Origin of the sequence: Pseudoponticoccus marisrubri (genome assembly GCF_001482405.1) — a bacterium.
Lineage (GTDB): Bacteria > Pseudomonadota > Alphaproteobacteria > Rhodobacterales > Rhodobacteraceae > Pseudoponticoccus > Pseudoponticoccus marisrubri.
In genome coordinates this window covers 33,042-53,616 of record NZ_LPXO01000020.1, presented here as the reverse complement: position 1 = coordinate 53,616, position 20,575 = coordinate 33,042, and the positions used below count along the sequence as shown (strand labels likewise).

Here is a 20,575-nt window from a genome sequence, read left to right as displayed (position 1 = left end):
TGAAGGGCACGAATGCCGACGACAACGTGTTCGATCTGTCCGGCGTCAATGTCCAGAACGGTTGGTCAGTGGAGATGCAGAACGGCGACGACACGGTGATCGGCGGCGGCGTCGACGACCTGACCTACGATCTCGGCAACGGCGACGATACCTTCACCGGCACGGCCGCGCGCAAGGACACCGTGCTCGGCGGCAACGGCGAGGACGACATCTCCACCGGCGACGGCAACGACGTGGTCGATGGCGGAGACGATGCCGACACCATCGACACCGGGGCGGGCAACGACACGATCAAGGTGAGTGACACCTTCGACGCGCTCGACGACGAGATCGACGGCGGCGATGGCTACGACATCATCGACAACACCGGGGGCACGCTCTTCCTGCGCAACATCAACGATGGCAGCACCGGCGCCGGCACCGTCAACAATGTCGAACAGATCAGTGGGTCAGGCGGCGTGCTGAAGGGCACGAATGCCGACGACAACGTGTTCGATCTGTCCGGCGTCAATGTCCAGAACGGTTGGTCAGTGGAGATGCAGAACGGCGACGACACGGTCATCGCCAGCGTTCAGGACGATCTGACCTACGACCTCGGCAACGGGGACGACAGCTTCACCACCACGGGCGCGCGCAAGGACACCGTGCTCGGAGGAAAGGGTAGCGACACCATCACCACCGGCGACGGCAACGACGTGGTCGACGGCGGGGACGATGCCGACGTGATCGACACCGGGGCCGGCAACGACACGATCAAGGTCACCGGCATGGAGGCGCTCGACGACACGGTCGATGCCGGTGCGGGCGGATCGGATCGTCTCGACTTCGAGGGAACCGGCAGCGTCATGCTGCGCGGCCTGAACGACGGCTCGGGAATCTCCGGGATCGAGTTGCTCTACGGCAACGGGCAAACGCTCCGGGGAACGGACAGCGGGGACGATACCTTCGACTTCTCAGCCATCAACGTGAACGGCGGGTCCGTCCCGCTCGTCGAGATGCGCGGCGGCGACGATACCGTGGTCTCCGCCGGGGTGAACGACAGCCTCACCTACGACCTGGGCGCGGGCAACGACAGCTTCACAAGCAGCGGCGCCGGCCTGAGCGACACCGTGACCGGCGGCTCGGGAGACGATACGTTCGTCTTCGTTGCGAACTTCGGGACCGACACGATCACCGATTTCACCAAGGGCGAGGACCTGATCGACCTCTCCGGTTTCGGCCTGAGCGACGTATCGGATCTTGCGATTTCCACGAGTGGAGCGAACACGGAAATCGACGTTACGGGCGACACAACCTTCGGCAAGATCGTTCTGGAGAACTTCGCAGGTTCTCTTGGCAACGCCGACTTCGACTTCGTTTGATGTCAATCTTGGGCGGCGCCTTCGGGCGCCGCCCTTCTGCCGCTTTCGCCTTAATGTAGAGCTGCGCCTCCCATTCCACCGGGAACGGCTCGAGCAACCGCGCCAGTGTCACCTCCGACCCCTGCTTCCCGTCCAGGACCGCCTCGACGATATCCGGCGCGAGCAGCGTGAGCCGCAGGACGCGGGTCATGTAGGAGGATGCGATGCCCTCGCGCTCAGCCAGTTCGGAAATCGACGCGAACTCGCCTGAGTCCAGCATCCGCTTCCAGCGGAACGCGCGGGCCAACGCCTTGACGAGGGCGCTATCTGTCCGGCGCGGCTGAACAGCACCGTCTGGCATCTGCATCTCCTTGCGCCCGCCGCGCTTCACGATCCGGAACGCGACGTGCAGTGTCACCGTGTCGGGGAACGGCGTACCGCGGGTCATGCAGCCGCTCCCGTTTCACCAGCCTGCATCTCGCGCGCGAGCCCGCTGAGGCCGTCGACACGGAGCCGCACGTTGAGCCCGTCCGTGCCGATGTCCACGCGCTCCACCAACAGCGCCACGATGCGCGCCTGCTCGGCGGGGAAAAGCTCGTCCCACAGCGGGTCGAGTTGTTGCAGGGCCGCACGGGCGTCGGCCTCGGTGATGTCATCGGCATGGGCGCGCACCGCCTTCCACGTCCCCGCGACGACTTCGGGCTGGCGGAAGACGGCACGCAGCTGGTCGATCACGGCGCCCTCGATCTCGCCCGCAGGCACGCGGCCGACCGGGCAGGATCCAGCGCCGTGCTTCAGCACTGTCTGGCTGACATAGTAGCGGTAGAGCCGGTCGCCCTTGCGGGTGTGCGTCGGCGAGAACGCCGCGCCATCGGGACCGAACAGCAGCCCCTTCAGCAGCGCCGGCGTCTCTGCTCGGGTGCGCGCGGCGCGCTTGCGGGGGCTCTCCTGCAGGATGGCGTGGACGCGGTCCCACGTCTCGCGGTCGATGATGGCGTCGTGCTCGCCGGGGTAGCAGTCGCCCTTGTGGACTGCCTCGCCGATATAGGCGCGGTTGTTGAGCATCCGGTACAGATACTTCTTGTCGATCCGGTTGCCGCGCGGCGTGCGGATGCCGCGCTTCGCGACCTCGCGTGCCAGTTCTGTCCCGGATCCGATCTCGAGGAAGCGGGCGAAGATCCAGCGGACATGAGCGGCGTTGCCTTCGTCGACCACCAGCTTCCGGTTCTCGACCCGGTAGCCGTAGGGCGGCACCCCGCCCATCCACATGCCCTTCCTGCGGCTGGCGGCGACCTTGTCGCGGATGCGCTCGGCGGTCACCTCGCGCTCGAACTGGGCGAACGAGAGCAGGATGTTCAGCGTCAGCCGCCCCATCGACGTGGTGGTGTTGAACGACTGCGTCACCGAGACGAACGTCACGCCGTTGCGGTCGAACACCTCGACCAGCTTGGCGAAGTCGGCGAGCGAGCGGCTGAGGCGGTCGATCTTGTAGACCACCACCACGTCGACCAGCCCGTCCTCGATATCCTTCAGCAGCCGCTGCAGGCCGGGCCGATCCAGCGTGCCGCCGGAGATGCCGCCGTCGTCATACTGATCACGGACCAGTACCCAGCCTTCGGACCGCTGGCTGGCGATGAACGCCTCGCAAGCCTCACGCTGGGCGTGGAGCGAGTTGAACTCCTGCTCCAGCCCTTCTTCGGAGGATTTGCGCGTGTATATCGCGCAACGCTGTTTCCGGACGATCGGCTTTGTCATGCCCGCGCCCTCCGCGACTTCAAGCCAAAGAAAACCCACCCGTTCCACCGCGTCCCAGTGATGGCGCGGGCAATGGCCGACAGCGACTTGTAGGGCCGCCCCTGCCATTCAAAGCCGTCGGCGGCGACGGTGACGACATGTTCGACGCCCTGCCACTCGCGGATCAGCCGCGTGCCCACGATGGGCATCGTGTCGGCGCGAACGCGGCTCTTCTTCCTGTCACCGCCATCGAGTTCCTCGCCCAGCCGCTCAAGCCGGCGCACCGTCTCGGGCTTCAGCCCGCCATAGGCCAGTTCCTGTATGCGGTAGGCCAGCCGGCTCTCCAGATAGCGGCGGTTGAAGGGCGGCGGCTCGCTGTCGAACAGGTCGCGCCACTGCGCTTTCAGCTCCGGCGTCGTGGCGGTCTTGAGCGCGGCCAGGCGCGCGGGGATGGGATCGTGGGTCGTCATGCGGGTCTCCGGTGAGTTGGAGTTGCATGACGGCATGCGCTCGCCGGAGAGTGTAGGCGAATTTCTCCGGTTGCGTCAGAATCTTCGCCCTTTTCCCGCATCTGCAAACGGATCAGCCCGAGCGCCAGCAAGCCGCATAGTTCAGCGCGGCGCTCGGCGGGAGTCATCTGGTCGGGCGGCAGGGGATTGGGGCGTTTCATGTCGAGGGGGCCGGAGGCTGTGGTGTTGTCACAGAGGAAAAGCCACCTCCGGCACCGTGATGGGACATCGCCACGACACAAATTCCCGCGGCAGGAACATGTGGGGAACATCAAGGCTTGAAGATCACGGATTTGTCCATGATTATAGAGGGTTGAATCAAACAGAGGCATTAGTCGTTTGAGGCAGGTTCATGGCGCGTGCAGCACGTCCGGAACGTCCGGCCTACCAGGCGGCCATCGAGGTAGTCTGGACCAACCTGCCACAGGCGGAAGTTTCGGGCCGGCACAGCGCCAATGTCGCTTTCATCGGTCACGATCGGCATTCGCGAGGTAGAGATCACGCGTGGCTCGTCGGCAACACGCGGCAGCATATTGTGGCGTTTTCGGAGGTTTAGATGGTACGAGCACCGGCGAAGAGTTGCCCCAACCTTTCTCGATTGTTCGACGACGCCGAGCCGACGCTCCTGGCGGCGTTCTTCGGAAGCAAGATTTTCGAGAGGTTGAACTGGCTCGAACCCTACCGGTTCGACCGTGACGATCCGGACGGTCCGGCATCTGCCCGCGAAATGCTGCGCATTGAGAAGAAGGACCGACTGGGTCCGCTGGAATCCGAGGCGGCGCGGATCGTCAACATTGCGAGAGATCAGGGTGAGTATGTCCTCGACGGTCTCGCGAGGACCAAGCTCGAGCCAGATCGCGCAAAAGAACTACTCACCCAGCGGGACAAGCTGGCGCGGAGCCTGTGGGCCTTCGCCAACGAACACGGGCTGTTCGAAGCGGCGGAGAACAGCCTGCATCTGCGTCTCTACCGGCGCTACGACAAGCATTACCAGACCTTCATGGCCGAGCCTTCGATCGACGGGGGCCCGGGCGCCGGCAGCGCATTGCTTGAGGCGCTTCTAGCCGACCTCAACACGCGCCTCGATCGCGGCGACGGCTACAGCATCGACAAGTTCAATATCCCTGAAGACGGCGAAGAACCGGCTGCGGAAATGTACCTGCTGTACCACCCTGACCCACCCACGAGCGTTCGAGAGATCGACGACGACGGTAATCGGTCGAGCATCTACTTCCGGCCACCCGGCGAGGCGATGATCGTCTACACGCCATCGACCGGTCGGGTGCATGTTCGCGCCGGAAACCGAAAGCTCAGGCACACTATTGCGGAACGTTTCATTGAAACAGCTCTCGATCAAACCTACTCAAATCAGCCCGTTGACTTTCAGGCCTACGACATCTCGCATTTCCTGAAAGGCTTCGACCTGGAGCTGCCGGATTTCGATGACGTGTTGATAGAAAGCGCAAGGGTAATCCGTGCCGACATCAGCATCCGTAATCTCGCCAACCGCCTGTCGCTTTCTACTACCATCGATCAGGACATCGCCGAGATCATCGACAGCCAGCCGGGCCTCCCAAGGATCTTCGAGCGAGCGGTCGCAATTCGCTTCGTCGAGATCGCGGTGCGGTATCGGCGGGCTGGACGAGAAGCGACGCAAACACTCGACTTCACGCTCACCGACCGAAATACAAGCAGCCTTCTGAGTCTCGACGACCCGTTCGAACGGGTTCTGGGACATCGCCTGTTGCGACACTGGAACATCCTCCGTGAGGGCCGCGCGCCGGGCGACGAAGAGAGCATGGCCGTGATGCCTGCGTTGCTGGCCATCTGGGACATCGGGGCCGAAAAGGTCTCCGGGGCATGGCTCCAAGCTCGAGGTGTAGATCCGGGCCTCCTTACTGAACTGGGTTTTCTCGCGCCCCACGGCTGGGAAGGCGACGATCTGATCGACGATGAAGATGAGGTCGGGCCGGTCGCGGCCGGGGTGAAAACCGGTGTCCAAAGGGACGATGAGGACGGGGAAGGCCACAAGGTGGTCAACCTCGAGGTCACCGAGGGTCAGGTCACACCTGGCAATCCGGAACTCTACAGAGTCTACCGGGTGCGCGATGGCTGGGTTGCGCAACACCTGAAAGCGGGCCTTGAACACGTGCTCGATGCGCCCGCTATCGAAAAGCTAAGCGACCATCTCCTATACCTCGGAATGCTCAGTGTCGATGGCGGGGACGTCCCGATCTATCTCGCGCGCGGTCTCGACCGGGAGAAGGTCCGCTCGGCCGTCGATACGGAGCTTCGGGCGCGCCACAACCTCGGCATCGGTCTTGTCCTGCAGGCCGGCAGCGCTCCCGGACCGTGTCTGGCTGCGAACGTTCTTACGCCGCTTGTCGATCAGATCGACACCCAGCAAGCCGAAATCGAGTTGGTCGCAGACAAGCTCCGGTCCGTGTTTCGACGCCATCGGATCCTGGCCCGCGGCGGCCAGGCTGTCGAACTCACCCGGGTCGGGGAAAACATGGCAACTCTGTTTGTTCCGGGGAAAGGCAGCATCGACATCAAGGGCGAGAACCGCATCGAAGTCATCCAGCGGCTGGTCGATGCGCACAACGCCGGCCCGATGCCAATGGCGACAGCAGACCTGATCAGCGGGATCGCGGAAGACCAGTCGTTGGCAAACATTTTCAAGCAGCCTCTCTGGAAAAAGCTGACAGCCGACTTCCTGCGAAGCCCCGGAAAAGGACAATGGGAGATCGCCGTCTGACGGCTGGCTCCGATCTGGCTCCGATTGGGGGGTCTGACTAGCTCCGATTCCCCAGGCCAATGGGGGTGCTCACTCAGTCAGAGGAGCACTCCGATGCCGACTCCCTTCCACCCGCGCCAGGCAGCCCCGACGAGCTGGTCCGGCGCCGCGAAGACCAAGCCCACCACCCTCAACTCGGAATGGCGCTGCACGCGCTGTGACAAGCTGCTCGGCGTCTGCCGCGACGGCCGCATGCACCTGCGGTTCGCGCGGGGCCACGAGTATCTCGTGGGCTTCCCGGTTCAGGCCACCTGCCGCGGCTGCGGCACGCTGAACCACGCCACCGCACCCGCGCGCTGACGCGCGCCCAACCCCTGAAACCGCAGAGACGCGCGACGTCCTGACCTGGCCACCACAAGGCGCCGGACGCCTGGCCAGAAGGCAGGCGTCCGATGTCCTTCGCGTGGCACGAAATCCGCGACCACCTCATGCAATCCTCATCCACTCTCGGCTTCCAGCGCAGCTTCGACGCGCTCCGATGCGCGCACGGATCCATCGCCCGGTTCCCGGACCGGGCGGCGCTTCTTGAAGCGTTGCACCGCGGTCCCGACAGCCCTGCCGGCAAGAACCGGATCCTCAGGGCGCTGATCGCAGCGGCGCAGGACGACGATGGCGCGTCCGATTGCGCGGTGACCGTGCTGCTGCTGGCGCTCTGGCCCGGGCTCGACGCGATCCGGCGTCGCGCGGTGGCGCGCAGGATCGCGCCCGTCGATGAGATCGTGTCCGACATTCTCGCCCGGACGACCGAGGCCATTCGCAGCCTCGATCTGGAGCGCGTGACCTGGATCGCCGCCACGGTGCTGCGGAACGTCGAGCGCGACATTATCCGGGCGCGAAAGAGCGACGCGGAACGAGAAGGCTTCGCCACCGCGATCGATCCCGATGTAGTCCCCGCTCTGGATGGACAGCCCGAACGAGCGCTGCAACGCGCGCGGCTTGTCGACGACATGCGGCAGTTCATCGGTCGCGACGCGGATCTCGTCAGCTGTGTCGCCGTCGAGGGCTTCTCGCAGGCTGAGACGGCGGACCGGCTGGGCCTAACCGAAGCAGCCGCCCGCAAGCGCTATCAGCGCGCCACGCGCAGGCTCCGCGACCGCCTCCACGAAATCGTCTGACCCGATGTCCCGATCCGGCGCGCTGAGTGGCTTTTCCCCAATGACCGGCGAGCACACCGCCGAGCAGCATGAACAAGGATGGACCATGCAGGAACGACACCCAGTCCCCGCAGCCGAGATGGTCAGGATCCCGGGCCTCTATCGGCGCTGGGAACTGCCCGAGGTTCTGAAGAACCACCAGGCCTACCGGATCGAGGATGCCGGCGCGCATCAGGACGGCACGCCGCTCCTTGCGGTCTACGCCGCCTGTGACGGCGATGACCCGGCCGATCCGGCCGCCGCCGCCCCGGTCGCCGGTCTCCACACTCGCCCGGTCGGGCCGATTTCCCGGCAGGCCGCCTAGCGGTTGGCGACGGAGATCATGTTCATGGGCAACACCCCCTTCATCACCGTCCGCGCCAGCCGCCCGCTCAGCGAAATCGAGTTCTGCGCGTGGGTGGCGCAGGCCGCGCCCGGCGACCGGCTCGAATACCATCGCGGTTTCCTCGTGCTCGACATCTTCCCGATGCTCGGACGCCTCGCGGACCGCGAGCGGGAGGAGCTGGCGCGGCTCGGGTCGCGCGCCTTCTGGGCCGCCGAGCAGGGCCTCGTCCACCTCGTGCAGGAGCGCGTGGGCCCCGACCGCTTCGCCTACATCGCCGTCGCGCGCCCGAAGCCGAAGGCCGCCGCCGCCGCGCTGTCTGCTCTGCTGCTCGAGGAGCAGGCGGCGTGACCTCCCCCATCCAGACCCCATTCGCCGATCACGGAGACCCGTTCATGCCCTGGCCGAACAACAGCCCCACGCCCGACGCCCTGCCGGGCATCCCCGACGCCGAACTCGCGCAGCTGCCGGTCGAACTGCTCGCCATCCTGCAGCGCGAGACCGAGGAGGCGCTGAAGCGCGCCAAGGCGGCGAAGGCCCGGCTCGATGCCGCGCTGACCGTCCGTTACACCACGTGCGCCGCCGAGGAGCGGCAGGCCCACAGCAAGGACACCGGCACCGTCCGCTTCGACGACGGCGATTTCACCGTGGTGGCCGATCTGCCGAAGCGGGTGGACTGGGACCAGGACCGGCTCGGCGAGATCGTCGACCGCATTCGCCGCTCGGGCGACGACCCCGCCCAGTATGTCGACATCGCCATCAAGGTGCCGGAGCGCAAGTACGCATCTTGGCCCGAGAACATCCGGTCGGTGTTCGAGCCCGCGCGGACCGTGCGCACCGGCGCGCTGAAGGTGGAGCTTCTGCCGCAGGGAGGCGCGGCATGAGCCTCCGGATCGTCACCGCCGACGAGCGGCTGCGCGAGGCGCAGGGCAAGACCACCATGGCGCTGTTCGGCCCGAGCGGCGCCGGCAAGACCACGCTCCTGAAGACGCTGCCGGCCGAGGAGACCGTCTGCCTCGATCTCGAGGCGGGGCTCAAATCGGTGCAGGATTGGCGCGGCGACAGCCTGCCGATCCGCCGCTTCGCCGACGCCGTGGACATCGCCTGCCTGATCGGCGGGGCGAACCCGGCGGCCCAGCCCGACGAGCATTTCTCGGAAGCGCACCACGCTCATCTGCGCGGGCTTCATCCGGAACTCGCTGCACGCCTCGACGCCAAGCGCATCGTCTTCGTCGACAGCATCACCGACCTCACCCGGCAGGCGATGGCCTGGGCCAAGACCCGGCCGGAGGCGATGTCGGAGCGGACAGGCAAGCCGGACACGCGCGGCGCCTACGGGCTCCTCGCCCGCGAGGTGATCGGGCTTCTCAAGCACCTCCAGCATGCGCCCGGCCGCACGGTGATCTTCGTCGGCATCCTCGAGCGGATCACCGACGAGATGAACCGGACGATCTGGCAGCCGCAAATGGAGGGCGGCAAGGCCGCGCGCGAGCTGCCCGGCATCGTCGACCAGGTGATGACCCTCGGCCTCTTCAGCCCCGAGACCGGCCCCGATGGCGCGACCGCCTGGCGGCACGACCCCGAGAAGGGCGAGACGCGCCGCCTCGTCTGCCGCTCCGGCAATCCCTGGGGCCTGCCCGCGAAGGACCGCTCCGGGCGCCTCGACCTGACCGAGCCGGCCGATCTCGGCGCGCTCCTCTCCAAGATCAACCACGCACCGAAAGGATGAACGAGATGACCTTCGACATGAACGACGTGGCGCCGCAGCAGTCCGGCGACCTGATCCCCGACGGCACCTTCGCCAAGGTGACCATGTCCATCCGCAAGGGCGGCACGGACGAGGCGAGCGAGGCGGATCGCGGGCTGCTGAAGCCCTCGAACCAGCCCGGCAGCGACGTGCTGATGCTCGACGCCGAGTTCACCGTGGCCGAGGGCCCGCATGCGCGGCGCAAGTTCTGGCAGAACTTCACCGTGCAGGGCGGCAAGCTCGACGAGCAGGGCCAGTCGATCGGCTGGAAGATCTCGAAGTCGACCTTCCGCGCAATGATCGACAGCGCGCTCGGCCTGAGCCCGGAGGACATGAGCGAAGAGGCCAAGGCGAAGCGCGTGCTGCGCGGGCTCGCCGATCTCGACGGGATCACCTTCGTCGCGAAGATCCAGATCGAGCCGAACCGCAACCCCGCCTACAAGGACGCCAACAAGCTCGACCATGTCGTGCTGCCCACCGCGCCCGAGTGGCAGAAGGTGATGGCCGGCGAGACGGTGCCGGCGCAGCCGTCGAACAAGCCCCGTCCCGCCGCTGCGCCCGCACAGCCCGCAACCCCCGCCTGGGGCCAGGCGCAGCCCGCCGCGGCGCCGGCCGCGCCCGCCTGGTCGTCGCCGGCCGCCCAGACCGCCGCCCAATCTGCGTCTGAACCCGCCGCGCCGAAGGCCACGGGCGGCCCAGCCTGGCTCAACCCGTGAGCCCGGACGAATGGCAGGCGCATGTCACCACGGAAGCGGCCCTTGCGATGGGGCGCTGGCTCGAGTCGCGGGGGCGGCTCGACCGCCCCATCGCCAGCCTCACCCGGCGCGACCTGGAATGCATGGCCTCCAACGCCATCAGCCGCTTCATCGTGCTGGCCTCCGAGCGCCGAACCGCCGCGCCGGACGCGGAGGAGCGAAGCGTGCTCGACCTGCTCCTGATGGGGTGAGCGGCGTCTCGGGAAGGGTGAGGCGGAGCGGGAAAGGCGCCAGTGGCGCGTTTACCCGCCGAACGGGGAGCGTTCCAGCCGCGAACGGGCGGAGCCCTCTATCCCGCGCCGAACTCGGCCGCCGCGTGCCCTGCGCGCTCTGCGGCCGGGAGGCCCGGGGCTTCGGCTACTGCCACGGCCTGCGCTGGGATCGCCATCCCCATCACCGCTTCTGCTCGATGGCCTGCCTCACGGCGGGCTCGGCCAACGCCAAGAGGAACCACGGCATGATCGACAAGACCGACATGGAAACCCGCGCGATCCGCGACGCGCGCCGCGAGTTGGCCGAGGCGCTGACCGAGATGGGGCTGATGACGCCCTTCTTCGACCGGCCTGCCGAGGACATCGACCGCCTGATCGAGGCCTGCGTCGACGGATTTCAGGCGTCCATGCAGCGCCAGTCCGACGCCGGCGATGTGCCGTTTTGAGGGGGGGCGGATGCTGGTCGATCTCAACCACCGCTCGGGCTTCGTCTATGGCCGCGCCAAGGACGCGCCCCCGCCGCTCGGCGCCCGGATCAACACGCTGCTCGACGACGCCCTCGTGGCCGAGCGCGCTGGCCAGAGGCCCCGCGACTATCTCGGGGCCAGCCGGATCGGAGAGCCCTGCGCGCGCCGTCTCGTCTACGAGGTGACCCACACCCCGCCCGATCCCGGCAAGGAGCTCGAGGGGCGGAGCCTGCGCATCTTCGCCGCCGGCCATATCTTCGAGGATCTCTCCATCCGCTGGCTGCGGCTGGCCGGGTTCGACCTGCGGACCCAGACCCGCGACGGCGGGCAGTTCGGCTTCGAGACCGCGGGCGGCCGGATCCGCGGCCATGTCGACGGCGTCATCGTCGCCGGCCCGGAGGTGGGCCTCACCTGGCCGGTGCTCTGGGAGCACAAGGCGCTGAAGGCGTCCTCATGGTCGGACACGGCGAAGAAGGGCGTGCGGCTCTCCAAGCCCGTCTATTTCGGGCAGATGCAGATCTACATGGCCTATATGGGCCTCGGGTCGGCGCTCTTCACCGCGCTGAACAAGGACAGCTGCGAACTCTACCACGAGCACGTTCCCTTCGATCCGGCGACCGCGCAGGAACTCTCCGACAGGGCGGTCGCGGTGCTGCGCGCCGTGGATGCGGGCGAGCTGCTGCCGCGGATCGCCACGAGCCCCGACTTCTACCTCTGCCGGTTCTGCCCGTTCTCGGCACGCTGCTGGGGTGAGCCGCGTCCCGGAAACGCTCCTGTGGAGCGTTTCAGCGGCGAACGGCCGGAGGCCACAGCATGACCGTCACACTTTCCGAGATGCAGAGCCGCGCAATCGCGGCTATCCGCGACTGGTACGAGACCCGCCGCCACGAGCAGCAGGTGTTCCGGGTGTTCGGCTATGCCGGGACCGGCAAGACCACGACCACCGCGCAGGCGATCGAGGCGCTGGGGCTGGCGCCGATGACCCCCGGCGCCCCGGGCGGCGTGCTCTTCGGCGCCTTCACGGGCAAGGCCGCGCTCGTCATGACGCGCAAGGGCACGCCCGCGCAGACCATCCACAGCCTGATCTACCGCGTCTCCGAGGCGACGCCGGAAGAGATCGAGCGGGTGACCGAGGACCTGGCGACACTCCGGCGCGAGCTGCCGCGCATGGGGCCGGCCGAGCGCGATTTCGCCATGACGCGGATCGCACAGCTGGAGATGCGGCTCGAGGACATCCACCAGCCGAAGTTCCTGATCAACGAGCAGTCCATCCTGCGCGACGCGGACCTGCTGGTCCTCGACGAGGTGTCGATGGTGGGCGAGGACCTGGGGCGCGACCTTCTCGCTTTCGGCAAGCCGATCCTGGTGCTTGGCGATCCGGGGCAGTTGCCACCGGTGAAGGGCGCCGGCTTCTTCACCGAGGCCGCGCCCGACGTGATGCTGACCGAGGTGCACCGGCAGGCCGAGGACAGCGCCATTCTGCGGCTCGCGACGCTGGCGCGGCAGGGCGCGCCGATCCCGATGGGCGCGCATGACGACCATGTCTGGAAGATGTCGCGCCACGAGGTGGGCCCGGCGCAGATGCTGCGCGGGGGCCAGGTGCTCTGCGGCACCAACGCGACACGGCGCTGGTTGAACACCGCCATGAAGCGCGCCGCCGGGTTCGAGGCCGACTATCCGACAGGCCACGGCGAGAAGATCATCTGCCTTAAGAACCGCCACGATCTCGGCCTGATCAACGGCATGTTCCTGACGCTGAGTGATGTGCGCCAGGACCCCGACGACGCCTTCGCCTTCAGCGCCATGGTCGAGACCGAGGACGGCGAGAGCATCGCCGGGCGGCAGAGCTTTTGGCGCGGCGAGTACGCCGATCACATCGCCTACGACCCCGAGCGCGGGCGCCGCGAATGGCAGATCAAGCGCGGCCTCATCGAGAGCAGCTGGGGCTACGCCATCACCTGCCACAAGGCGCAGGGCAGCCAATTTCCCACGGTCGTCGTCGTGGATGACGGCTTCGGCCGCACGGCCGCCGATCGCAACAGGTGGCTCTACACCGCCATCACCCGCGCGGAATGGGGGCTCGTGATCCTGTCATGACCACATCGTCGAAGAAGGAGAATTCCATGCAGGGTCGATCCCGAGATCCGCGCACGGCAGAGGAAAAGGATGCAGAACGCCAAGCATTCGCCGCAGCGGCCCGAACGAGCGTCGAGGAGGTTCGAGCGCTCGAGGAAGCGCTCCGAGAGGTGCCGATCGAGCATATCCTGGAGGAACTCTTCGGGCCGGACCACGGCGCCTTCTACGATGGGGGCGAGGATCTGTGGATCGTTCCGAACCCAAAGCACCAGGGACCGGGTTTCGGATTCATCGCCATTCGCAGCGACCGAAGCTGGTTCGCCGGCGTGGTGGGATCGGAGGCGGTCCAGTGAGCGCCACGGTCATCGATCTCAACGACGTGCTGCCGTGGCGTTCACAGCCGGAACGCTACGATCTGGATATGATCGTGCAGCGGTTGCGCGACACGGCGGAGGACTGGGTGCCGCGGCTGTTCCCGCGGGGACGCCGCTCCGGCGACGAGTGGCGGCTGGCCAACATTCGGGGTGACGCGCCCCGGAACACCGGCTCCTGCGTCATCGCGTTGCGCGGGCCGAATGCCGGTGACTGGATCGACTTCGACGGCAACGAAGGCGGTGGGCCGCTGTCGGCGCTGGAGGCGATCACGAGCCTCTCGGGACAGCCGCTGATCGTCGAGGCTGCAGAGATGGCAGGGATTGTGGCCGGCGCTCCCAGACGCGAGGCGGCACCGCCCCGCCCGCCGAAGCGCGATGCCACCCGAGAGATCGCGCACATCCTGTCCTCGGCGCAGCCGCTCGCGGGCACGCCGGCTGCGGACTACCTCGCGGGCCGCGGCCTCGCTGTCCCCGCCGAGGCCGATCTGCTCTTCCATCCCGACCTCGCGCACTACGAGACGAAGGCGGGCTATCCGGCCCTCGTGGGCCAGGTGCGTGACCGGAACGGCGATGTCATCGGGCTGCATCGGACATGGCTCGCGACGGACACCAACGGCAGCATCCGCAAGGCCCCGCTCGACAAGGCAAAGAAGATGCTCGGCCGCGTGGCCGGCGGCGCGGTGCGGCTCGCGCCCATCGGCGACGGCGACAGGCTGGCGCTGTCGGAGGGGATCGAGACCGGCCTCGCGGCCATGACCGCCTGTCCCGATCTGCCGGTCTGGGCCACGCTCTCGACCTCCGGCCTCGAACAGGTCGAGCTGCCGCCGGCCGCCACGCGCATCGTGATCCTCGCCGACAACGACGCCTCTGGCGCCGGCCTTCGCGCCGCGGATGCCGCTGCGCGACGGCTGCGCGCGCAGGGGCGCGACGTCGCCATCGCCGTGCCGCCCGAGGAAGGTCAGGACTTCAACGATCTGCTGCTGAGAGACGGCCCCGTGGCCGTGGCGCGCCTGATCGCAGCCGCGGAGTCGGTCGTCGAGGCCGAGACGGTGATGCAGATCGGGCAGCACCGGCCGCTCAACTATCAGGGCTCGGGCGACACGGTCCCGACGCTGCGCGCCGACGAGGGCGATCTGGCGCGCGCGAACGAGCAGGTCTGGAGCCTGCTCATGGCCTCGAACCGCTGCCCCTGGCTCTTCCGCCTCGCAGGCCAGCCCACATGGGTCGTCCCCGACGACGAGGGCCGGCCCGTCGCCACCGCGATGGGCGAGGAGAAGCTCCGCCACATGCTTGCGCGGCTTGCCCGCTGGGTGCGCGTGAACGCCAAGGGCGAGCCGATCCCGGCGCCGCCGCCTTTGCCGGTTGTCAAGTCGGTCCTCGCCACGCCCGATCCCGCGCTGCCCGTGCTGACCGGCATCGTGAACACGCCGGTCTTCGGGCGGAATGGCACGCTGCTCACAACGCCCGGCTATCACCCCGACGCGCGTCTGCTCTACGTCCCGGCGCCGGGCTTCGCCGTGCCGGACATTCCCGCCAGGCCCACATCGGCCGAGATCGCCGCGGCGCGCACGCTGATCTGCGAGGATCTGCTCGGTGACTTCCCCTTCACCGGCGATGCCGAGCGCTCCCATGTCGTGGCGCTCCTGCTGCTGGGCTTCCTGCGCGGCATGATCGACGGGCCGACGCCGCTGCACCTGATCGAGAAGCCGGCGCCCGGCACCGGGGCCACGCTGATGGTCGATGCGATCACCGGCATCCTGACCGGTGCGGGCGCCAGCGTCATGACCGAGGGGCGCGACGACGAGGAATGGCGCAAGCGCGTGACCGCGAAGCTCCGCCAGATCCCCGCCATCGTGCTGATCGACAACCTCCGCGCCACGCTCGACAGCTCGGCCCTCGCCGCCGCGCTCACCGCGCCCTTCTGGGAGGACCGCATCCTCGGCCATTCCGAGATGGCGCGGCTGCCGATCCGCTGCCTCTGGATCGCCACCGGCAACAACCCGGAGTTCTCCAACGAGATGGCCCGGCGCCTGGTGCGCATCCGGCTCGATCCGCATACCGACCGCCCCTGGCAGCGCTCTGACTTCCGCCACCCCGACCTGATGAGCTGGGTGCGCGCCAACCGGGCCCGGCTGGTCGCGGCCTGTCTGACGCTCTGCCAGGCATGGATCGCCGCCGGCCGGCCGCGCGGCGGGCGCAGCATCGGCTCCTTCGAGAACTGGGCGCACGTGCTCGGCGGCGTGCTCGAGGTGGCGGGTATTCCCGGTTTCCTCGGCAATCTCGAGGAGATGATGGAGTCCTCCGACAGCGAGGGCGCCGCCTGGAACGCCTTCATCGGCGCCTGGTGGGACAGGTTCGGCACCGCCGAGGTGACGGCCGCCGAAGTCTACGACATCGCGCTCTTCTGCGATCCGCCGCCGCCGATGAGCGGCGCCAACGAGCAGGCGCGCAAGACCAGCTTCGGGATGTCGATCGGACGCATGCGGGACCGGGTGTTCCGCCTCGGCGATCTCCGCGTCCGGCTGGTGAAGGCCGGCACCTACCGGCGCGCCACGAAGTGGCAGCTGAAGGTGACCGAGGAGGAACGACCCTCGGAAGCGGCCCGTCGCACCGCCGATCCGTGTGAGCCTCGGGCCGGTCGTGTGAGCCTCGAAAACGAAGGCTCACACGCGCAAGGCCCTGATACCAAACCGAAATGTGAACCTTGTGAGCCTTGTGAACCTTTTTCCACCCTTACGCGTGCGTGCACGCGCGTGCGCACGTAAGGAGATGCCGGAAAAGGTTCACAACCCTCACAAGGCTCACAAAGCGACGTCATTTCAACAGGTTGCGGGTGTGAGCCTCCGTGTGAGCCTTCCGAGGCAGGTTCACAGGCCTCACCGCGCCCCGATTGGCTGCGGGAGCTCGACCGATGAGCCCCGCGCGCCGCCCCCATCCCTCCATCGAGCAGCAGACAGGAAAGGAGCCCCCGATGGCCCATGCATCTCTCACCCCCTCGACCGCGATCGCGCCTGCCGGCGGCACGCCGGTCCTTCTCGCCCTCGACCTCGGCACGACCACCGGCTGGGCCCTCCGCGCCGCGGACGGGCTGATCACCAGCGGCACGGTCTCGTTCCGGCCGAGCCGCTACGACGGCGGCGGCATGCGCTATGTCCGCTGCCGCGCCTGGCTGGAGCGGCTGGCCGCGGATGCCGGACCCATCGGCGCGATCCACTTCGAGTAGGTGCGCCGGCATGTCGGGACGGACGCGGCCCATGTCTTCGGCGGCCTGCTCGCCACCCTGACCGCATGGGCCGAGACGGCGGACGTCCCCTACCAGGGCGTGCCCGTAGGAACGATCAAGCGCCACGCTACCGGCAAGGGCAACGCACCGAAGGAGGCGATGATCGCGGCGGCCCGCGCCCGGGGCTTCAGCCCCGCGGATGACAACGAGGCTGACGCCATCGCCATCCTGTTCTGGGCGATCGAGACGGCGGGAGGCGTGGCATGAGCAGGATGCGCTACACGCCCAAGGGCTATGGCGGGCGCCGCCGCGACCCGGAGCAGGTCAAGCGCGAGGGCTGGCACGAGCAGCGCATGCTGGCGGTCTCGCTGGACGACCAGCGGCTCACCTGGCCGGAGCGCGAGTTGGTCCGTCAACTCGGGGACAAGCTCTACGGCAAGCCGCCCACGGTCCGGGAGGTGCGCCATGACTGACTGGACCACCGCGCAGGTGCAGGATCGCCTGGAACTCGCCGCCGACGTCTTCGCGCAGCTGCCTGCGGTGAAGCCGCAAGGCTACTTCAACGCCTGGCCCGAGTACTTCCACAGCTTTGCCGATCAGGTCGGCCAGGAGCCGCAGATGCGCCGGCCGCGGCCGAGCCCGCGCCAGATCACCGAGGCCGAGGAGGCGATGCTGTGGCTGCGCTGGCTCGAGAACGACGACGCGCAGATCGTGTGGCTCCGGGCGAACCGGAAACCCTGGAAGCCGATCTGCTGGCAGTTCGGGCTGTCGCGCACCGCGGCGACGAAGCGCTGGCAATACGGCATCGCCATCATCGTCTGGCGTCTGAACGGTCGCGTTCCGTCCCGGCGGCGCTCGCAGCAGTTCGTCATTGAAAACGCGGATCGGCTGTCAAGAAAAATCATCCTTTGAGACAATTTTCCGGTGTACATCGCAGCGCCTTACAGGATCGGCGAATAGAGCTACAAAGACGGCATATTCGGGAGAGGAGCGCGCGGGCGAGACCGCAGCCGCTGGCTTCCGGGGTCCACCGAGGGGTCCAGCCGGGGTCCATGCCGCCAACCCATTAAATTCAATGGTTCCTTCCTGGCGACTATGTATGCTGGCGGACTTGGCTCGGCATTTCGCCAGCGACAGGGCCGGATTTTTGGGAAGCCACCGGACTCCAGCGTCCAGCCGCGACGCCACGAAACCCTCGTGAATTCAAACACCTGACCGACCGCGCGGGGTGGACACCCCGCGGATACCGGAGTCCAGCTGGAGGCCGGTGGACCCCGCCGCGCCGGAGTCCACCCGGCGGATGCCGATCGACCATCGACAGGAACCTTCATGACCCTCGCCTTCGCCCCCGAGCGGATCGAGATGTGGCCGCTTGCGCGCCTTCAGCCCTACGCGAAAAACGCGAAGGTGCATGGCGCCGACCAGGTCGCAAAGATCGCCGCCAGCATGGCGGAGTTCGGCTGGACCGTGCCGTGCCTCGTCGGTGACGACGGGGAGCTGATCGCAGGCCATGGGCGCGTGCTGGCCGCGACGCAGCTCGGGCTGACCGAGGCGCCGGTGATCGTGCTCGGGCATCTGACCGAGGCGCAGCGGCGGGCCTACCGCATCGCGGACAACAAGCTAACGGAGCTCGGCAGCTGGGACGAGGCGCTCCTGTCGGCCGAGTTGCAGGACCTGCTGGCCGACGATTACGACCTGTCGCTGGTCGGCTTCTCGGATGGCGAGCTGGACAAGCTGCTGGCTTTCGATCCGGACGGGGGCGGTGAAGAAGAAAATGACGGCGGGGGCTCCGTGCCTCCGGTGACCATCCCGGAGCCGCCGCGCAACCCGGCGTCGCGCACGGGCGATCTGTGGATCCTCGGCGATCACCGGCTGCTCTGCGGCGACTCGACCTCGCACGACGACGTGCGCCGGCTGATGAACGGCGAGCGCGCGGTGCTGTTCGCGACCGACCCGCCGTATCTCGTCGACTACGACGGCTCGAACCACCCGACGCGGAACAAGGACTGGTCGCAGTCCTACGGCGTCACCTGGGACGACAGCTCGCAGGGCGCCGAGCTCTACGACGGATTCATCGCCGCGGCTGTGGCCGAGGCCATCACCGAGGATGCGGCCTGGTACTGCTGGCACGCCTCGCGCCGCCAGGCGATGCTGGAAGCCTGCTGGGAGAAGGCCGGCGCCTTCGTCCATCAGCAGATCATATGGGTGAAGGACCGCGGTGTCCTGACCCGGTCGCACTACCTGTGGAAGCACGAGCCCTGCTTCATGGGCTGGCGCCGTCCGAACCGTCCGCCGAAGGTCGCCGAGCAGACGCTGCCCTCGACCTGGGAGATGCCGTCCTTCGCGAAGGACGAGCGGCCCAACCATCCGACGCCGAAACCGCTCGACGCCTTCGGGATCCCGATGCGCCAGCATGTGGCGCGAGGCGGCCTCTGCTACGAGCCATTCTCGGGCTCGGGCTCGCAGATCATGGCGGGCGAGGCCAACGGCCGGCGGGTATTCGCGATGGAAATCAGCCCGGCCTATGTCGACGTCGCCATCGAGCGCTGGCAGGCCGATACTGGCCGCGACGCGACCCTCGACGGCGATGGCCGGACCTTTGCCGAGGTGAAGGCTGAGCGGCTGGGCGAGACCCCGGCCGCGGCCGAGGGGGCCCACGCGGCCTGACGACGTGGATGGCGTGGCTCTACCTTCCTCCGGCCTGCCTGCCGGAGCCGGCGACGCGTGCCTCTTCGGCCTCTCGCTCTGCTCCGGCGCCGGCGGGCTCGACCTCGGACTGCACCTCGCGTGCCCCGGATATCGCGCTGTGGGTCATGTCGAGCGGGACGCCTACGCCGCGGCCATTCTCGTGGCGCGGATGGAAGACGCGGCCCTGGATCCGGCGCCTGTCTGGGACGACGTCGCCACCTTCGACGGCCGCCCGTGGTGCGGCGCGGTGGACATCGTCACTGCGGGCTATCCGTGCCAGCCGTTCTCCGTCGCGGGCAAGCGCCGGGGCGTGGACGACCCGCGCCACCTCTGGCCGCATGTCGCCCGGATCGTCGGCGAGTGCGAACCGCCCTTCGTCTTTCTCGAGAACGTCGCCCATCATCTCCGCCTCGGCTTCCCCGAAGTCGCCGGAGGGCTGGTCGGCATGGGCTACCGCCTTGCGGCAGGCCTCTTCACGGCGGCGGAAGTCGGTGCGCCGCATCGGCGCGAGCGGCTCTTCATCCTCGCCCACCGCGAGCGCGACCACTTGGCCGACCCCGCGCGCCTGCTCTGGGACGCGGTCGAGCGGGGGGAACCGGACCGAGATGATGCGGCTCTGGATGACGCCGACGGCGCGGGATCACAAGGACGGGGCGACGAGCCTCGCGAACACGCCGGTGAACGGGCTGCTTGGCCGCCAGGTCCTGGTGACGCCGATGGCTGGCGCGCGTTCCTGCGACACGCCCCGCACCTTGAACCCAGCCTTCGTCGAGGCGCTGATGGGCTGGCCCACCGGGTGGACCGGCTTCGGCTCTGTGGCAACGGAGTGGTCCCGCTGGTCGCGGCGCATGCGCTCCGAACTCTCGCAGCTGAATTGCTGGCCGATGGATGAGGGGGTGGCATGAAGCAGAGCCGGGCCATGTCGCTGGTAGAGGCCGTCGCCAACGTGGCGGTCGGCTACGGGGTCGCCGTCGTGACGCAGATCCTGATCTTCCCGGTCTTCGGGCTGCACACGACGTTGGTGCAGAACCTGAAGATGGGCGCGGTGTTCACGGTGGTGAGCATCGCGCGCTCCTTCGCCCTGCGGCGGCTGTTCGAGGCGATCCGGGTGCGCGGGGCAAGATGAGACACCGCCGCCCCATGCGGGACGGCGGTATCGGGACCGTCGCGGTGTCCG

At 67.9% G+C, this 20,575-nt stretch carries 25 protein-coding genes; 22 read left to right on the top strand and 3 right to left on the bottom strand.

The window, feature by feature from the left end; translation table 11 throughout:
• On the top strand, positions 1 to 1,361 hold a 1,361-nt coding region (locus tag AVJ23_RS20405), incomplete at its 5' end, for a calcium-binding protein (protein WP_058864080.1).
• On the opposite strand, the gene AVJ23_RS22430 is transcribed toward AVJ23_RS20405, so the two are convergent.
• From AVJ23_RS22430 to AVJ23_RS20395, 3 genes are read right to left on the bottom strand one after another with little or no spacing between them, the layout of a single operon-like run.
• Positions 1,279 to 1,788 carry a hypothetical protein gene (locus tag AVJ23_RS22430; RefSeq protein WP_437176765.1) on the bottom strand — a complete coding sequence of 170 codons (510 nt, stop codon included), beginning with the start codon at positions 1,786 to 1,788 and terminating at the stop codon, positions 1,279 to 1,281. The genes AVJ23_RS20405 and AVJ23_RS22430 overlap by 83 nt on opposite strands.
• Positions 1,785 to 3,095 carry a recombinase family protein gene (locus tag AVJ23_RS20400; RefSeq protein ID WP_058864079.1) on the bottom strand — a complete coding sequence of 437 codons (1,311 nt, stop codon included), beginning with the start codon at positions 3,093 to 3,095 and terminating at the stop codon, positions 1,785 to 1,787. The genes AVJ23_RS22430 and AVJ23_RS20400 overlap by 4 nt, the downstream gene beginning before the upstream one ends.
• Positions 3,092 to 3,544, bottom strand: a complete 453-nt coding sequence (locus AVJ23_RS20395; RefSeq protein WP_058864078.1) for a DUF2924 domain-containing protein — start codon at positions 3,542 to 3,544, stop codon at positions 3,092 to 3,094. Before AVJ23_RS20395 ends, AVJ23_RS20400 begins: the two co-directional genes overlap by 4 nt.
• Before the next feature lie 637 nt (positions 3,545 to 4,181).
• Between AVJ23_RS20395 and AVJ23_RS20390 the strand changes: the two genes are divergently transcribed.
• From AVJ23_RS20390 to AVJ23_RS20290, 21 genes are all read left to right on the top strand, one after another.
• On the top strand, positions 4,182 to 6,341 hold the full coding sequence (locus AVJ23_RS20390; RefSeq protein ID WP_058864077.1) for a hypothetical protein: 2,160 nt from the start codon (positions 4,182 to 4,184) through the stop codon (positions 6,339 to 6,341).
• Positions 6,342 to 6,434: 93 nt separating this feature from the next.
• Positions 6,435 to 6,680, top strand: coding sequence for a hypothetical protein (locus tag AVJ23_RS20385; RefSeq protein WP_058864076.1), 246 nt, complete (start codon positions 6,435 to 6,437; stop codon positions 6,678 to 6,680).
• A gap of 92 nt (positions 6,681 to 6,772) precedes the next feature.
• On the top strand, positions 6,773 to 7,495 hold the full coding sequence (locus AVJ23_RS20380) for a sigma-70 family RNA polymerase sigma factor (RefSeq protein ID WP_058864075.1): 723 nt from the start codon (positions 6,773 to 6,775) through the stop codon (positions 7,493 to 7,495).
• An 85-nt stretch (positions 7,496 to 7,580) separates the two neighbouring features.
• Positions 7,581 to 7,838 (top strand): hypothetical protein, encoded by a 258-nt coding sequence (locus tag AVJ23_RS20375; RefSeq protein ID WP_157772743.1) that lies wholly within the window; start codon positions 7,581 to 7,583, stop codon positions 7,836 to 7,838.
• Positions 7,839 to 7,862: 24 nt separating this feature from the next.
• Positions 7,863 to 8,207, top strand: coding sequence for a hypothetical protein (locus AVJ23_RS20370; RefSeq protein WP_058864084.1), 345 nt, complete (start codon positions 7,863 to 7,865; stop codon positions 8,205 to 8,207).
• Positions 8,204 to 8,740: a hypothetical protein gene (locus AVJ23_RS20365; RefSeq protein WP_240484752.1), complete on the top strand. Its 537-nt coding sequence runs from the start codon at positions 8,204 to 8,206 to the stop codon at positions 8,738 to 8,740. Before AVJ23_RS20370 ends, AVJ23_RS20365 begins: the two co-directional genes overlap by 4 nt.
• Positions 8,737 to 9,585 carry an ATP-binding protein gene (locus AVJ23_RS20360; protein WP_058864072.1) on the top strand — a complete coding sequence of 283 codons (849 nt, stop codon included), beginning with the start codon at positions 8,737 to 8,739 and terminating at the stop codon, positions 9,583 to 9,585. Before AVJ23_RS20365 ends, AVJ23_RS20360 begins: the two co-directional genes overlap by 4 nt.
• A gap of 5 nt (positions 9,586 to 9,590) precedes the next feature.
• Positions 9,591 to 10,319: a hypothetical protein gene (locus AVJ23_RS20355; protein ID WP_058864071.1), complete on the top strand. Its 729-nt coding sequence runs from the start codon at positions 9,591 to 9,593 to the stop codon at positions 10,317 to 10,319.
• The gene (locus AVJ23_RS20350) at positions 10,316 to 10,549 is read left to right on the top strand and encodes a hypothetical protein (protein ID WP_058864070.1); all 234 of its coding nucleotides are present in this window, start codon (positions 10,316 to 10,318) and stop codon (positions 10,547 to 10,549) included. Before AVJ23_RS20355 ends, AVJ23_RS20350 begins: the two co-directional genes overlap by 4 nt.
• A gap of 266 nt (positions 10,550 to 10,815) precedes the next feature.
• Entirely contained in the window at positions 10,816 to 11,016 is a 201-nt protein-coding gene (locus AVJ23_RS20345) for a DUF6511 domain-containing protein (protein WP_240484750.1), read from the top strand.
• Positions 11,017 to 11,026: 10 nt separating this feature from the next.
• Positions 11,027 to 11,854 carry a hypothetical protein gene (locus tag AVJ23_RS20340; protein WP_099045546.1) on the top strand — a complete coding sequence of 276 codons (828 nt, stop codon included), beginning with the start codon at positions 11,027 to 11,029 and terminating at the stop codon, positions 11,852 to 11,854.
• Positions 11,851 to 13,134: an ATP-dependent DNA helicase gene (locus AVJ23_RS20335; RefSeq protein WP_058864068.1), complete on the top strand. Its 1,284-nt coding sequence runs from the start codon at positions 11,851 to 11,853 to the stop codon at positions 13,132 to 13,134. Before AVJ23_RS20340 ends, AVJ23_RS20335 begins: the two co-directional genes overlap by 4 nt.
• A 26-nt stretch (positions 13,135 to 13,160) precedes the next feature.
• The gene (locus AVJ23_RS20330; RefSeq protein ID WP_058864067.1) at positions 13,161 to 13,466 is read left to right on the top strand and encodes a hypothetical protein; all 306 of its coding nucleotides are present in this window, start codon (positions 13,161 to 13,163) and stop codon (positions 13,464 to 13,466) included.
• Positions 13,463 to 16,252 (top strand): DUF7146 domain-containing protein, encoded by a 2,790-nt coding sequence (locus AVJ23_RS20325; protein WP_058864066.1) that lies wholly within the window; start codon positions 13,463 to 13,465, stop codon positions 16,250 to 16,252. The genes AVJ23_RS20330 and AVJ23_RS20325 overlap by 4 nt, the downstream gene beginning before the upstream one ends.
• 206 nt (positions 16,253 to 16,458) lie before the next feature.
• On the top strand, positions 16,459 to 16,710 hold the full coding sequence (locus AVJ23_RS23670) for a hypothetical protein (RefSeq protein ID WP_437176764.1): 252 nt from the start codon (positions 16,459 to 16,461) through the stop codon (positions 16,708 to 16,710).
• Positions 16,711 to 16,977, top strand: a complete 267-nt coding sequence (locus AVJ23_RS23665) for a hypothetical protein (RefSeq protein WP_437176763.1) — start codon at positions 16,711 to 16,713, stop codon at positions 16,975 to 16,977.
• Positions 16,974 to 17,183, top strand: coding sequence for a hypothetical protein (locus AVJ23_RS20315; protein WP_437176762.1), 210 nt, complete (start codon positions 16,974 to 16,976; stop codon positions 17,181 to 17,183). Before AVJ23_RS23665 ends, AVJ23_RS20315 begins: the two co-directional genes overlap by 4 nt.
• Complete coding sequence (locus AVJ23_RS20310; RefSeq protein WP_058864064.1) at positions 17,176 to 17,622, top strand: DUF6362 family protein; 447 nt, start codon at positions 17,176 to 17,178, stop codon at positions 17,620 to 17,622. Before AVJ23_RS20315 ends, AVJ23_RS20310 begins: the two co-directional genes overlap by 8 nt.
• Before the next feature lie 417 nt (positions 17,623 to 18,039).
• Positions 18,040 to 19,377 carry a site-specific DNA-methyltransferase gene (locus AVJ23_RS20305; protein ID WP_058864063.1) on the top strand — a complete coding sequence of 446 codons (1,338 nt, stop codon included), beginning with the start codon at positions 18,040 to 18,042 and terminating at the stop codon, positions 19,375 to 19,377.
• Between the two features lie 4 nt (positions 19,378 to 19,381).
• Positions 19,382 to 20,290 carry a DNA cytosine methyltransferase gene (locus tag AVJ23_RS22420; RefSeq protein ID WP_084794816.1) on the top strand — a complete coding sequence of 303 codons (909 nt, stop codon included), beginning with the start codon at positions 19,382 to 19,384 and terminating at the stop codon, positions 20,288 to 20,290.
• 9 nt (positions 20,291 to 20,299) lie between these two features.
• Positions 20,300 to 20,524, top strand: coding sequence for a DUF7220 family protein (locus AVJ23_RS20290; RefSeq protein ID WP_058864060.1), 225 nt, complete (start codon positions 20,300 to 20,302; stop codon positions 20,522 to 20,524).
• Positions 20,525 to 20,575 lie beyond the last annotated feature (51 nt).